Here is a 13,290-nt window from a genome sequence, read left to right on the forward strand (position 1 = left end):
CGCAAACGACACGGCGTCCCTTACTTTTACATTGGGGCCGTCATCCCTTTCCCGTCACCGGGAGGAGGGGGAGCTGTCTGTTCTGCGATTGCGGCGGGGAAGAAGGGTGAGACCTCCCAGGCCGGCAGCCAGGGCCGCCAGGAGGAGGACCATCCCATCCCCCTTCTCGCCGGTGGTGGGACTGCCGCCGTCCGGCTCTCCCCCGCCGGGGGTGGGCGCGGGATCGGGGGCAGGGGCGGGGGTAGGCGTGGGATCGGGCTTGGGGATGGGGTCGGGCTCCTCTGTGCCGGCGGCAACCAAGGCCTTAATGGCAAAGAGGGCGCCCGAGTCGTTGCCGTAGTAGGCGACGCCGCTGGCCCCGTCGATGACCACATTGGAGAGGCAGTAGTTCTGGCTCCCCTCCTGGGGGGTGTAGACGGTGGCGAGGGTCAGCTGCCCATCTTTGAGGGTCGCCCGGTAGAGGGCGCCCGGGTTGGCGTTTTGGGTGAACCAGGCGCTCACCTCTTCCCCGTCAACGGTGAGGGTGGGGGTGTTGCCTGCGGCCGCCAGGGCCAGTTGGGTGATGGGGGCCAGGGTGGCGCTGTCAAACACCGCCAGGTAGCCGTCGGCGAAGGTCCCGCCGGCCACAAACACCTTGCCCTCCGCCACCGCCGGGCTGGCATTGGTGCCGGCTGGGAGGGCGGCCTTGGCCGAGAGGGTGGGGACGCCGCCCTCACTCAGGGTGACGCGGCAGAGCTGGCCGTCTTTGGTGGCACAGTAGAGGGCCCCGCCCGATTGGACAATGGCGCTGCGCACCCCGCCGCCCAGGTCGAGGGTCCCCTTGACGGCACCGGTCTTGGCGTCGGCCGAGACCAGCACGCCGTCGTCCCCGGCAAAGGCGATGAAGTCGCCCACCATGGTGGCTCCCGCCCCGTAGTAGCCGGGGCCGTCCACGCCGTAGGTCCAGAGGGGGGCCACCTCCTCATCGCTGCGGCGGCCGTCGGTATCCGCCGCCGAAAAGGCGGCAAAGTACCCCTTCAACCGGCTGCCGGAAGAGCCGTTGGTAAAGCCGGTGTAGAAGACGCCGTCGCGGTAGGTGATGGTGGAGAGCGCCTGCATCCCGCTGACGCCCTCGGTCAAAAAGAGGGATTCGAGGGTAGAGGCGCTAAAGACCTGTACCCGCCCGTCCCCCAGGGGGACAAAGAGTTTGCCCTCGCCGTAGGCGAGATAGGCGTAGTAGCCGTTCGGGGCCGCCAGGGCTGCCGCCTTTTCCACCTCGCCGGTGGAGGCGTTTAGCAGCTGCACCTGGTTGTCCCGCACCAGGGCCAACTTGCCGTCCACCAGGATGGGGGAACCGGCATAGCCGCCGCCCCAGAGGGGGTCGACTGCGGTGCAGGTCTGCTGCCAGAGCAGCGAGCTGCTGCCGGCGGGCTTGAGGGAGGGGAGGACGGCGTTGTTGCCGACATCCCCCTGGTGCATCGGCCAGGCGGAGGGGAGAGCGGGCTGAACCGGGCCGGGCACCGGGGTGCGTTTGAGGACCAGATTGAGGGTGTTGGTCTGCCCCTGCACGGTGACGGCGAGGACGACCGGGGTCTCCTTCCCCGTCAGGGGGATGGTGACACGCACCGGGTTTCCCTTGGCCTCGGCGGCCAGGGAGACCGCCTGCGCCCCCACCTCTTTGCCGTTTACGGTGACGACGGCGGCGGGGTCCTTGACATTCAGGGTGAGGGTCACCTCGTCCTTGGCCTCGTCCACCGGGATGGTGTAGCTGCTCTCCCCCGGCTGCAACGCGATGTCGAGCCCCTCGACCGAGAGGGCGGCGACCTCGTTGGTAAAGGCGGGGATGGTCAGCGCGACCTGGGCGGTGATGCCGGGGACGGCCGCTGTGCCGTCGGCGTTCTTCACCTTCTCATAGCGCAGGCTCTTCAGAGGGGTGGAGAGGGTGACCTGCGCGTCGGGCTCGCCAAAGTCGGGCCGCTTGAGCAGCTCAAAGAGGTTGGAGCCGCCGTAACCGCCGGTGGTGGTGCCGATGTAGCCGTAGGGAGAGGCGCTCCAGCTGCCCAGCTCCACCCCCACGTTGCCGGGGCAGGAACTGTTTTTCAGGGTGTAGACAAAGGCGTCGCCCTCCCTGTGCATCCGGTAGAAGGAGACATGACCGTTTGCCCGGTCCCACCCCAGGTTGTGGGTGATGAAGTCAGGGCTCTCGTTTGCGCCCTTGATGCCGTCAAAGAGGGCGGCCTCGCAGGCCTTCATCTCGGCGTTGGCGGCGTCCACCTCGGCCTGGGTGATCCCCTTGATGGTGACCGGGAAGGTCTTGGTGGCGCTGACCCCCTGGTAGGTGAGGGTCAATTTGAGGTTGGTCTGGGTGTCGGGCGCGCCGACGCTGCGGTAGACATTGCAGCGCAGATAGCTGGCGGTGAGGTAGTTGGTCCCATCCGCCGCCGCGCTGTCGGTGGACCACTGGTAACTCATGGCCCTGTTCTCGGGGGTGTCGGCGATCATCCCCGCCTTGATCAGGTCGCTGACATCCTTGAGCTGGATGTCGAATTCCAGCGCCTGGGGGTCGATTTCGGTCAGCCCCAGGCTGCTCATCTCGGTAAAGCCGTCGAGGGTGACCCCCGCCAGCGCCGCATCGACGGCCGTCTGGGCGGCGTCCTGCTCCTGCTGGGTGACGGCGGGGACCATGAGGGGAATCTCCACCGTCCGCTTGGTGACCGAGCCAGAGGTGTAACTGTCCTTGTCGATGGTGAGGGTCAGCTTGACGGTGGCGTCGGGCTCGCCGTAGGCGGGCCGGTTGACCTTCACCGAGCTGGAGCCGTAGGAGGGCGGATCGATAACAGCGGTGTTGTCACTCGCCCACTTCAGCGCGATGTCGCTGTACCCGCTCACCCCGTAGGAGGAGAGGGTCTTTTGCAGTTTCAGCGGGCCCACCACGTGGTCGGCGCCGGCATTGTCCAGGCCGATGAGGGCAAATCCGTCCGCCCCGCCAAAGAGGGCGGCGGCGCCGTCGATCTGCTCCTGGGTGGTCTTAACATGCACTGCCACGGTGACCAAAACGGTCTTGTCGTAAGAGACGCCGGGGACGCTCGCCTTGGAGAAGCGGAAGACGACCTCTCCCTGCACCTTCTCATCCGTATAGGCAATTCTGCCGTTTTCGGCGCCCGCGGCAGCAGAGATGTTGGCGTTGCCGCTGGAGACCACCTCGACTGAAATGTCGGTGCGGTCCATCTTGTCCTGCCAGACCTTCTCGATGCTGGTGCCGCTGGCGTAGGAGTATTCGCTCACATAGAGGCCGGTCACTTGGTGGAGGCTCACCCCGTCCACCGCGGCCTGGATCTCGGCGCGCACCTCGTCGGCGGTGACGGCCTTGACGGTGACCGAAAAGACCTTGGTGGCGCTCGCGTTGCCGCGGGAGATGGTGGCGGTGAGGGTGAGGGTCACATCCGTCCCGTCGGTGGGGCGGGTGAGCTTGCCGTTGTCGCCGAGGACCGCTTGATTGTCGCTCTGCCAGGCGATGCTGGTCCCGGCGCTGCCGGCGGTGGGCAGGGCCAAATCGCCCTTCACCGCCGAGAGGTCGCCCAGATCCAGCTCGCCTTTGGCCTTGGCCACCGCCTCGGCGTCGGTGTAGGTCACCTCGGTGACCGTCAGCTCGGCATAGGGGCGGCTGATGTCGATGGCCGGATTCCCCTTGCTGTCGTACCAACTGCTCTTGCGGACAGCGGAGAGGGTGTACCGGCCCGCCTCGTCAAAGGTGAGGGAGGCGACGCCGTTTTCGTCGGTGGTGCCCACCTCGGCCTCTGCCCCGCCTTCTTTAGAGGCGAGGATGGTGGCCCCCTTGACCGGCGACGCCGCTGCGGCGTTCATCCCCGCGGCGCCCATGAGGGTGACCGAGACGGGCTCGCCGGTGTTGGCCGTCAGGCTGTCACCGGCAAAATAGGTGTAGAGGCTGCCGGCGTATGCACTGTACCAGAGGTCGTATAGGGTGACCTCGTCGCCATTTGCCAGGGGGCAGCCGTCGATGAGGTAGCCGGTGCCGTCCTTTGCGGGATAGGCGTCGTTGACCATGTACATGAAATAGACATCGGTCGGGGCGTCGGCGTTGGTGTCCAAAAAGTCCTGCAAAAAGCCGGGAGTGGCGTCGATAACGTCCGCCGGGTCCAGGCCGTTGTCCACGCAGTACTGCGCCAGCAGGTGCAGGGGGGTGTAAAAACCGGGGTCCTTACCCGCCCAGGCCGTGAGGCCGTATTCGGGCAGGGACTTGTAGGTGTCGGGCAGGGTGACGGCCGTCGGCTCAACCGCCGTAAAGCCGTACCCCTCGACCCGCAGGGTGGTGCTGATCCCGGCGCCGCCCCGAGGGGCGCCGGCCGCGGCGTAGGCCGGGGTCAGTAGGGCGCCCAGCGCCAGACAGAGCGCCAGGACCAAGCTTGTCAGTCGTTTTGTCATTGTCTCTCTCCTTTTTTTGTTCCCTTCGGGGGAAAAAGGAAAGGGCCCGCCGAAACTCGGCGGGCCCCAAAGAGCGTACAAACATGATTGGGGGGCCAGGACACGCCCCCGCGCACTATTGTACCGTCTTTTCCTCACCGAAAGATAGGTTCCAATGCGCCGGCGGATATCCTGACTTGAGGCTGCGGGCGGCCTGTTGGCCGCCACTCCTCCCCCCGCCCTTCCCAGCGCGCGCCCAGAACGCACGCCAGTGGTTGCGGGGTTCGTCCCCTCTCACAGTAGAGTGAGCTGCTGCGGATTTGCACCGCATTCCCCGTCCGGCGGCAGGGCTTTTGCCCGCCGCCTCCACAGCCAAAAGGCTGTACCGACACCCCTATGGTACAGGCATTTTTTGGAATTGTCAATGCCTGACCAAGCGATTTTTCCCCCTTTCGGCAGGGGGTGGCCTCCCCGCAAAATCGACGTCCTTCCTTGTTTTGCGGCCAGTTTCATGGTATGATAAAAAATATCGATCCCGGCGAACAAGGGGCGCCGACTTGAAACGAAAAAGGAGCGATCTCCCCCATGGGAATTTTTGTTGCAATAGCCATCCTCTTCATTTTGATCTCCTGCGTCCTCTTTTTGGTGCGCACCCCGCTGGCCCAGTGGGGCAGTTGGCAGTGGATCTTCCTGGCCTTCAGCGTGCTGCTGCTGCTCTTCTTTGTGGCCATGGTCTGGTACTCCATCCAGACCCATCGGGAGCGCAAGGAGGAGAAGGCCGAGCGGGCCCAGCAGGAGCGGGAGGCCCGCCGCCGGCAGGCCGCCATCACCTACGACGACCTGGACATCCTCCCCGAGGAGGAGCGGGAGGAACCCGACGACTTTGACTACGAGGGGTACAGCCAGGTCGAGGAGGGTGAGATCGTCTACATCGACGGCAAGGTGATGATCGCCGGTTCGGAAGAGGCCAACGCCGCGGTGGCCGCCCTCAAGGCCGAGAAGGAGGAGGCCCGCCGCCGGGACGCCGAGGAGAAAGCCCGCCTCAAGGCCGAGGAAGAGGCCCGCCAAAAGGGCGAAGATCCCCAGGAATGACCCCGTTTTTCGGCAGCCAAAAGCCGCCCTCGCCGCGCGTTGCGGCAGGGGCGGCTTTTTTGCTGGAAAGGGGCTACTTCTCCCCCTCCTTGTGGCGGGCCTTGATCCCGTCCCAGTAGGCCTTGGCGGCCTGCTCGGTCTTGTTGGGGCCGTACTGGTAGTAGACCCGGCCGCGCAGGCTGTCGGGCAGGTACTGCTGGGCCACATAGTGGTCGGGGTAGTCGTGGGGCAGGCGGTAGCTGAGCCCGCGGCCCATCTTGGCCGCCCCGCCGTAGTGGGCGTCTTTGATGGAGGCGGGCACGTCGGAGTAGCGGCCCGCCTCCACGTCGGCCATGGCGGCGGCGATGGCCAGGTTGGCCGAGTTGGATTTGGGGGCGGTGGCCATGAGGATGGCGGCCTGGGCCAGGGGGATGCGCCCCTCGGGCAGCCCCAGTTGCAGGGCGCTGTCGACGCAGGCCTTGACGATGGCCACGCACTGGGGGTAGGCCAGACCCACGTCCTCGCTGGCGATCACCAGCAGCCGCCGGCAGGCCGAGGGCAGATCCCCCGCCGCCAGCAGCCGGGCCAGGTAGTGGACGGCCGCGTCCGGGTCGGACCCGCGGATCGACTTTTGCAGAGCGCTCATCACGTCGTAGTGAGCGTCGCCGTCCCGGTCGTAGCGCATGGCCGAGCGCTGGGCCACCTGCATCGCCCGCTCCAGGGTGATGGTCTTTTCCTCCCCGCCCTCGTCAAAGCCGGTGCCGTTGCAGCACAGCTCCACCGCGTTGAGGGACTTGCGCACATCCCTCCCGCAGCTCTGGGCGATGTAGTCGGCCACCTCGTCGGGGCAGTGGATGGGGTAGCCCATCTCCCCCGCCATCTTCTCAAAGGCGCGCAGCACCGCCCGCTTGACCTCCTGTGGCTCCACCGGCCGGAACTCGAAGATGGTGGAGCGGCTGAGAATGGCGTTGTAGACGTAAAAATAGGGGTTTTCGGTTGTGGAGGCGATGAGGGTGATGGAGCCGTCCTCCAAAAATTCCAGCAGGGTCTGCTGTTGCTTTTTGTTCAGGTACTGGATCTCGTCCAGGTAGAGGAGGATCCCCCCCGCGCCGGAGAAGGTGTCCAGCTCGGCGATGATCTGCTTGATGTCGGCGGTGGAGGCGGTGGTGCCGTTGAGGCGGTGGAGTTCCTTCCCCGCCTGCTTGGCCACGATGCGGGCCACGGTGGTCTTCCCCACCCCCGAAGGGCCGTAAAAGATCATGTTGGGGATCTGCCCCGAGTCGGCGATGTTGCGAAAGACCGAGCCGGGGGCCAGCAGGTGTTGCTGGCCCACCACCTCGTCGAGGGTCTGGGGGCGAATGCGGTCGGCCAAGGGCATGGCGGTCTCCTCCTGTTTTTTGCAAAGTGAAGTCAAAACAGATGGGCCGGCGGGCTTCTCCCCGCCGGCCCATCTGCTATTGTAACACAGTCTCCCCTGTTTTTAGAGGTAGAGGGGATATTTTTCGCACAGGGCCCCCACCCGCTGGCGGATGGCGTCGGCCTGGCCCGCAAAGTCGGCGGCGGCCAGGTAGATGAGCTCGGCGATCTCGGTCATGTCCGCTTCCTTGAGGCCGCGGGTGGTGACCGCCGGGCTGCCGGCGCGGATGCCGCTGGTGACAAAGGTGCTCTTGGGGTCAAAGGGGATGGCGTTTTTGTTGACGGTGATGTAGACCTCGTCCAGCCGGCGCTCAAACTCCTTGCCGGTGAGGTCGAAGTTCTGCAGGTCCACCAGCACCAGGTGGTTTTCGGTGCCGCCGGAGACCAGGCGGAACCCCCGCTCGGTGAGGCCGGCGGCCAGGGCGGCGGCGTTTTTCACCACCTGGCGCTGGTAGTCCTTGAAGGCGGGCTGCAGCGCCTCGCCAAAGCAGACGGCCTTGGCGGCGATGATGTGTTCCAGCGGGCCGCCCTGGGTGCCGGGGAAGATGGCCTTGTCGATTTTTTTGCCCAGCTCGGGGTCGTTGGAGAGGATGAGGCCGCCCCGGGGGCCCCGCAGGGTCTTGTGGGTGGTGGTGGTGACCACGTCGGCCCAGGGCAGGGGGGAGGGGTGCTCCCCGGCGGCCACCAGCCCGGCGATGTGGGCCATGTCCACCATCAGCAGGGCGCCGCACTCCTTGGCGATCCCCGCAAGGGTCTCAAAGTCGATGGTGCGGGGGTAGGCGCTGGCCCCGGCCACGATCAGTTTGGGCCGCCACTCCAGCGCCTGGGCGCGCAGGGCGTCGTAGTCGATCTGCTCGTCCTCGCGGGTGACCCCGTAGGAGGCAAACTGAAAGTATTTTCCCGACATGTTCACCGGGCTGCCGTGGGTCAGGTGCCCGCCGTCGGCCAGGGACATCCCCAGCACCTTGTCGCCGGGGGCGAGGAGGGCAAAGTAGACGGCCATGTTGGCCTGGGCGCCCGAGTGGGGCTGCACGTTGGCCCACTGGCAGTCAAAGAGCGCCTTGGCCCGGTCGATGGCCAGGGTCTCCACCATGTCGATGTACTCGCAACCGCCGTAGTAGCGCTTGCCGGGGTAGCCCTCGGCATACTTGTTGGTGAGGATGCTCCCCATGGCGGCCATCACCGCCGGCGAGACGATGTTCTCGGAGGCGATCAGCTCCAAATTGCGGCGCTGGCGGGCCAGCTCCAGCCCCATGGCCTTGGCCAGCTCGGGATCGGTCTTTCCCACAAAGCCGATGGTGTCCATCATATCTGCAAACATAGTTCTTCCCTCCTATTTTCCAAGCCGCAAACCGGGGCCGCGGCCGCATTATCAACCAGTATACCCCGATTTCTTCAAAAGCACAAGGCGGCGCACAGACCGCCGGGCCTCTCACCGGGCGCCGTTTGCCCAAAGTGGGGCGGATGCGGCCAGAACCGCCCCCGCCCCATCCGCCGTCCCCCCGCAGAGTGAGGGCGCACGGCCGCAAGGGGAAGGGGCGGGGCCGGCAAAACCGCACAGACGGGCAGAGGACGTCCCCTGCACCCGTGCCATCGCCACGGCGCGCAGACCAGCGCGGCCACAGCCGCCTGATGGGCCCCCCTTCTGCCGTCCGGCTGCGCTTTCCGCCCCCTTTCACCGGGGAAGCGAAAGGGCGGGACAACAGGTGCCGCGGGGGCCCTAGCGGCCGACGAGCATTTGAAAGAGGGGGGCGCTCTCGTTCCAGACCAGGGGGTAGGTGTGGGGGAAATAGAGGGCCATGCGCACCACGTAGATCAGCAGCACCCCCACCATCATCGCCCCGTAGGGCCAGACCTGGGTATGCCAGGTCTTTTTGAGGAGGAGGGAGAGCAGGGCAACCCCCGCCGTCAGGGCCACCAGATAGATGGCCGGGTTGAGGGCGAAGGCACCGGCAAAGTCCAGCTGCAACAGGCAGATCCCGGCGCGGGTGAGGCCACAGCCGGGGCAGGGCACCCCGGTGATTGCATAGAAGGGGCACTGGTAGTGGCCGGTGAGGATCAGCACCACCTCCACCGCAAAGAGGGCGACGATGAGCCAGACCAGCCAGCGGTTTTTGGGGCGGGGGGCGGATGGAGCACGGTTCACGGACAGACCTCCTCTCCTTCGTTTTTCCGGGCCGCCCAGCACGGAGCAGCGGGCGGCCGATTTTTTTATTTTACCATGAAACGGCCCCGCTGGCAAAGGGGGACGGCGGGTTTCCAGCGGGGTTTCAGCGGGCGAAAATCGGCGAGGGACCCGGCTGCTTGCCGGGCGGCAGGGCTTTTCTCTGCCAACCGCATGTGGACAGGACATCCTCTCAACCGTGCTCCAAACGGTTCTTCCATTTCAAAATTTCCCGATGCAACAGCGCTCCTGCCTGTCAGGGCCTCTCCATTTCCCCGGCGGCAGAGCCGCAATAGGGTGGCACGCCGCCCCCTGCCACGGGCCGCATTGTTTACTGCCGCCTGTGCAAGCGCCCAACTCGTAGCGGGGAAATCGAACGCCCTTATAAGGCCAAACCCGGCCAGCCCTGAAATAGGGGGTCGGCACAGCTTTGGGGAGCTGCGCTCGCGGCCCTCTCCAACCGCCGGTTGGGGCGCACCTCATTTTACGACAGATAAAATCTGCAAATCCGCCCCCGCCGTCTTGCGCAACACCGGGCGGTATGGTACACTATTTTTGTCTAATTTGCGGGATAGAGGCCGTTTTCCAGCGGCTTTTTCCGCCCTGTGAGGAGGGTGTTTCATGACCAAAAAAGAGCGCGCCTTAGAGGCGGTGCGGCGGCTGAAGGAGATCTACCCCATGTCCGACTGCACCCTGGAATACGACCAGCCCTACCGGCTGCTCATCGCGGTGCGGCTGGCGGCCCAGTGCACCGACGCGCGGGTAAACCAGATCACGCCCATTCTATTCGAGCGCTTCCCCACTTTGGAGTCCCTGGCCGACGCCGACCCCCAGGACGTGGAGGCCATCGTCCGCCCCTGTGGGCTGGGCAAGACCAAGGCGCGAGACATCGTCAGCCTCTGCGGGATGCTCATCGACCAGTACGACTCCCAGGTGCCCGACAGCTTGGAGGAGCTGCTCAAGCTGCCCGGGGTGGGGCGCAAGACCGCCAACTTGATCGTGGGGGACGTGTTCGGCAAACCGGCCATCGTCACCGACACCCACTGCATCCGCCTGTCCTACCGCATCGGCCTGACGGAGCGCAAAGAGCCGGTGAAGGTGGAGATGGCCCTGCGCAAGATCATCCCCCCGGAGGAGTCCAACAACTTCTGCCACCGGCTGGTCAACTTCGGGCGGGACGTCTGCAACGCCCGCAGCCCCAAGTGCGAGGGCTGCCCCCTGGCGGACATCTGCAAAAAGACCGACGTGGAGAAAAAGCCCGCCAAGAAGCCCGCCGCCAAAAAGGCGGCCGCCCCGGCGGTCTGAGGAACAAGTGGAGAGAGACGAGAGGAGAGAGAGCATGGCCCCTTCAAAAGTGTATTTCACCAACATGCGCACCACCCTGGAGGAAAATCTGCTGCAGAAGCTGGAGCGCCTCTGCCGGGAGGCGGGGATGGAGCGCATCGACTTTCACAACAAGTACGCCGCCATCAAGATCCACTTCGGCGAGCCGGGGAACCTGGCGTTTTTGCGGCCCAACTACGCCAAGGTGGTGGCCGACCTGGTCAAAAAGCTGGGGGGCCGCCCCTTCTTGACTGACTGCAACACCCTCTATGTGGGGCGGCGCAAAAACGCTCTGGACCACCTGGACGCCGCCTATGAAAACGGGTACAGCCCCTTTTCCACCGGCTGCCACGTGATCATCGCCGACGGTCTCAAGGGGACCGACGAGGCCCTGGTGCCCATCGACGGGGAGTATGTGCGCGAGGCCAAGATCGGCCAAGCGGTGATGGACGCAGACGTGGTCATCTCCCTGACCCACTTCAAGTGCCACGAGGCCACCGGCATCGGCGGGGCGCTCAAGAACATCGGCATGGGCTGCGGTTCCCGCGCCGGGAAGATGGAGATGCACTCCAGCGGCAAACCCTATGTGGAGGAGGAGCGCTGCATCAGCTGCGGCAGCTGCCGCAAGAACTGCGCCCATGGCGCCATCTCCTTTGTGGAGAAAAAGGCCCGCATCGACCACAGCCGCTGCGTGGGCTGCGGGCGCTGCATCGGCGTCTGCCCGGCGGACGCGGTGCAGCCCGCGTCGGACGAGGCCAACGAGATCCTCGACTGCAAGATCGCCGAGTACTCCCTGGCGGTACTTCAGGGGCGGCCCCACTTCCACATCAGCCTGGTGATCGACGTCTCCCCCTTCTGCGACTGCCATGCTGAAAACGACGCGGCCATCATCCCCGACGTGGGGATGTTCGCCTCCTTCGACCCGGTGGCGCTGGACATGGCCTGCACCGACATGGCCAACCGCCAGCCCGCCCTCCCCGGCAGCCACCTGGACGGCAGGGAGGACGGCGACCACTTCTGCGCCGCCCACCCCACCACCGACTGGAAGGGCACCCTGCTGCACGCCGAGAAGATCGGCCTGGGCAGCACCGAGTACGAACTGGTTGAAATCTAGGCCCGCCGGGCGGGCTCTCAGCGCGAAAAATCATTCACAAACAAAGCGGGGCCGGAAGGGATCCTCCTTCCGGCCCCGCCTTTTTGCGCCCTCTTTTCACCCCAAACATTTTCGCCCTTTGCTCCATCCCCCGTGCGGGTGCGCCCGGCAGGCCGCTCTTTGGCCCCAGCAACAGGGCCATCGCCGAGGGCGACCCCCGCAAAGGCGTCCCCATTGCCTCCCCCTCTTGTCCGCCCCCAAACAGACGCTGATCGGTTCGGACCGGGCCGGCCTTATAGGCGCGAGCCCTCTTCTGCTTGAAGTGGGGGCCAATTGGTCGGGGGAAACCGTCCTCCTCCCTTGTTGGGGTCAGCGGCGGCCCGCCAGGGGGATATCCAGGCGGGCCGCCCCTGCCCCCGTCCCTGCCGGTACAACGCAAGGGGCTTGCACTCTAGGGAGGGGGGACATCCCACAGGACGTGGAGTGAACGATCACAGCAAGCACTTGCGACAATATCGTCAAAAAATCATCCCCTCGCGGGGCAATGTTTGAAAGCGCGGCCAGACGGGGAATGGCGGGTCGCACAGCCGCATATTGCAGCCTCCAAAAGTCCCCCCACAACCTGGCGGGGTGTTGGCGGCGCTTTCCCCTGCCTGTCCCACAGAACTTCTCCTTCCCGGCCGAAGGCCCCGCTGGCAGGGGCGGTGGGGCTTTTTTGACCCGCCATCACCCCCTTCACCTGGGGATTCCCTTTCTCCCGGCCATACATGGCATATAGAAGGGCAAGAGAGGACAGGGCCGAAAAGGGGTTCCCTTTTCTCCCATACAGGTAGGCGCGGCCGGAAAGGCCCTGTCAAAATTGGTCCTCACCAGTCGCCCCCCTCTCCTATCCCCTTTCATCGCTTTTGGAGTGCAGGGCAAAGGGGCGCGCTTTTCCCCTCCCGCCCCGGTAGAAAAAGGGGGCCGGCGGTCTAAGACCGCCAGCCCCACAAGGTTTTTTACAGCTTGATTTCCACCACGCCGCCGTCTTTGGTGCGCACCTCCACCAAGGTGAAGCCCGGATGGGCTTTGCGGTAGCGGCGGATGGCCTGAAAGAAGGTCAGGATCTGCGCAGCCGTCAGCTCGATGCCCCGGTCTTTTGCCGCGCGGGCGAAAACCCTGGCCGAGAGGCCGCTGAAGGCCAGCCGGTTGGGGATGGGGAGGTGAAGGCGAAAGCCCTCCTCCCGGATGCGAATGTTCATTCCACCACGATCTCCACGTGTTCGCCCTTGGCGGTGTCGACCTCTACCAGGCGGCCGATGACCCCCTGCTCCACCAAATCAAAGATCTTGTCGAAGTCCAGATCCTTGAGGGCGGGGTTCTCCCCCACCTGGGGGATCTGCAGTCCGATTTGCAGGCCGATGCGCACCAGCGAGAGGGGCAGCTTGATCCGCACCCGGTCCCCCTCGTCGCTGTCGACGATGATTTTGATGAGCATCTCGTCCGCGTTCTTCCGCTCCTCCGGCGGCAGCAGCCGCACCTCTTCCCCCCGGGGGCCCCGCAGCAGTTCGTCCACGGTGATGCCGAAGAAGTCGGCGAGTTGGGGGAGGATGAGGATGTCGGGACAGGAGGCGCCGTTCTCCCACTTGGAGACCGCCTGGGGCGAAACCCCAAACTCCTCCGCCAGCTGTTCCTGGGTGAGCCCCTTGGCCCGCCGGTTTTCCGCGATCTGTCTGCCGATCTGATTCTCTTCCATTTTTCATTTCTCCCTTTCGGTGATGTAGGCGGCTCCCTTTGGGGCCTGGTACCAGTATGCCGGAAATGGCCCCCCGTCGGAAGGGAC

The 13,290-nt window shown here is 65.4% G+C and carries 9 protein-coding genes and 1 riboswitch; of the genes, 3 read left to right on the forward strand and 6 right to left on the reverse strand.

Annotation, left to right across the window (positions count from 1 at the left end; genetic code table 11):
• Positions 1-54: 54 nt before the first annotated feature.
• The gene (locus BN3266_RS12655; protein WP_082671841.1) at positions 55-4,422 is read right to left on the reverse strand and encodes an immunoglobulin-like domain-containing protein; all 4,368 of its coding nucleotides are present in this window, start codon (positions 4,420-4,422) and stop codon (positions 55-57) included.
• 144 nt (positions 4,423-4,566) lie between these two features.
• A riboswitch (cobalamin riboswitch) is annotated at positions 4,567-4,806 on the reverse strand.
• Positions 4,807-4,986: 180 nt separating this feature from the next.
• Between BN3266_RS12655 and BN3266_RS12660 the strand changes: the two genes are divergently transcribed.
• Positions 4,987-5,493 (forward strand): MFS transporter, encoded by a 507-nt coding sequence (locus BN3266_RS12660; protein ID WP_021658855.1) that lies wholly within the window; start codon positions 4,987-4,989, stop codon positions 5,491-5,493.
• 73 nt (positions 5,494-5,566) lie between these two features.
• Here BN3266_RS12660 and BN3266_RS12665 read toward each other — a convergent pair whose 3' ends face one another.
• The 3 genes from BN3266_RS12665 to BN3266_RS12675 all read right to left on the reverse strand — a co-directional run bounded on the left by BN3266_RS12665 (position 5,567) and on the right by BN3266_RS12675 (position 9,034).
• A complete protein-coding gene (locus BN3266_RS12665) occupies positions 5,567-6,850 on the reverse strand; it encodes a replication-associated recombination protein A (protein WP_059005485.1) in 1,284 nt (427 codons plus the stop codon).
• Between the two features lie 102 nt (positions 6,851-6,952).
• Complete coding sequence (gene glyA, locus BN3266_RS12670; RefSeq protein WP_059005486.1) at positions 6,953-8,209, reverse strand: serine hydroxymethyltransferase; 1,257 nt, start codon at positions 8,207-8,209, stop codon at positions 6,953-6,955.
• Between the two features lie 399 nt (positions 8,210-8,608).
• Positions 8,609-9,034, reverse strand: coding sequence for a DUF2752 domain-containing protein (locus tag BN3266_RS12675; protein ID WP_059005488.1), 426 nt, complete (start codon positions 9,032-9,034; stop codon positions 8,609-8,611).
• A 639-nt stretch (positions 9,035-9,673) separates the two neighbouring features.
• Here BN3266_RS12675 and nth point away from each other — a divergent pair.
• The gene (gene nth / locus BN3266_RS12680) at positions 9,674-10,357 is read left to right on the forward strand and encodes an endonuclease III (protein ID WP_059005490.1); all 684 of its coding nucleotides are present in this window, start codon (positions 9,674-9,676) and stop codon (positions 10,355-10,357) included.
• Positions 10,358-10,391: 34 nt separating this feature from the next.
• Positions 10,392-11,489: a DUF362 domain-containing protein gene (locus tag BN3266_RS12685; protein ID WP_044992182.1), complete on the forward strand. Its 1,098-nt coding sequence runs from the start codon at positions 10,392-10,394 to the stop codon at positions 11,487-11,489.
• A 977-nt stretch (positions 11,490-12,466) separates the two neighbouring features.
• Here BN3266_RS12685 and BN3266_RS12695 read toward each other — a convergent pair.
• Together BN3266_RS12695 and BN3266_RS12700 are read right to left on the reverse strand one after the other, a co-directional pair.
• Positions 12,467-12,709, reverse strand: a complete 243-nt coding sequence (locus tag BN3266_RS12695) for a hypothetical protein (RefSeq protein ID WP_059005493.1) — start codon at positions 12,707-12,709, stop codon at positions 12,467-12,469.
• On the reverse strand, positions 12,706-13,203 hold the full coding sequence (locus tag BN3266_RS12700; protein WP_059005495.1) for a helix-turn-helix domain-containing protein: 498 nt from the start codon (positions 13,201-13,203) through the stop codon (positions 12,706-12,708). Before BN3266_RS12700 ends, BN3266_RS12695 begins: the two co-directional genes overlap by 4 nt.
• Positions 13,204-13,290 lie beyond the last annotated feature (87 nt).

Origin of the sequence: Bittarella massiliensis (ex Durand et al. 2017) (assembly GCF_001486165.1) — a bacterium.
Lineage (GTDB): Bacteria > Bacillota > Clostridia > Oscillospirales > Ruminococcaceae > Bittarella > Bittarella massiliensis.

Bases quoted from the DNA above. Each gene is read 5' to 3' on its own strand.
- BN3266_RS12700 (WP_059005495.1), bottom strand. From the start codon at position 13,203: ATGGAAGAGAATCAGATCGGCAGACAGATCGCGGAAAACCGGCGGGCC.
- BN3266_RS12655 (WP_082671841.1), bottom strand. From the start codon at position 4,422: ATGACAAAACGACTGACAAGCTTGGTCCTGGCGCTCTGTCTGGCGCTG.
- glyA (WP_059005486.1), bottom strand. From the start codon at position 8,209: ATGTTTGCAGATATGATGGACACCATCGGCTTTGTGGGAAAGACCGAT.
- BN3266_RS12665 (WP_059005485.1), bottom strand. From the start codon at position 6,850: ATGCCCTTGGCCGACCGCATTCGCCCCCAGACCCTCGACGAGGTGGTG.
- BN3266_RS12660 (WP_021658855.1), top strand. From the start codon at position 4,987: ATGGGAATTTTTGTTGCAATAGCCATCCTCTTCATTTTGATCTCCTGC.
- BN3266_RS12685 (WP_044992182.1), top strand. From the start codon at position 10,392: ATGGCCCCTTCAAAAGTGTATTTCACCAACATGCGCACCACCCTGGAG.
- nth (WP_059005490.1), top strand. From the start codon at position 9,674: ATGACCAAAAAAGAGCGCGCCTTAGAGGCGGTGCGGCGGCTGAAGGAG.
- BN3266_RS12695 (WP_059005493.1), bottom strand. From the start codon at position 12,709: ATGAACATTCGCATCCGGGAGGAGGGCTTTCGCCTTCACCTCCCCATC.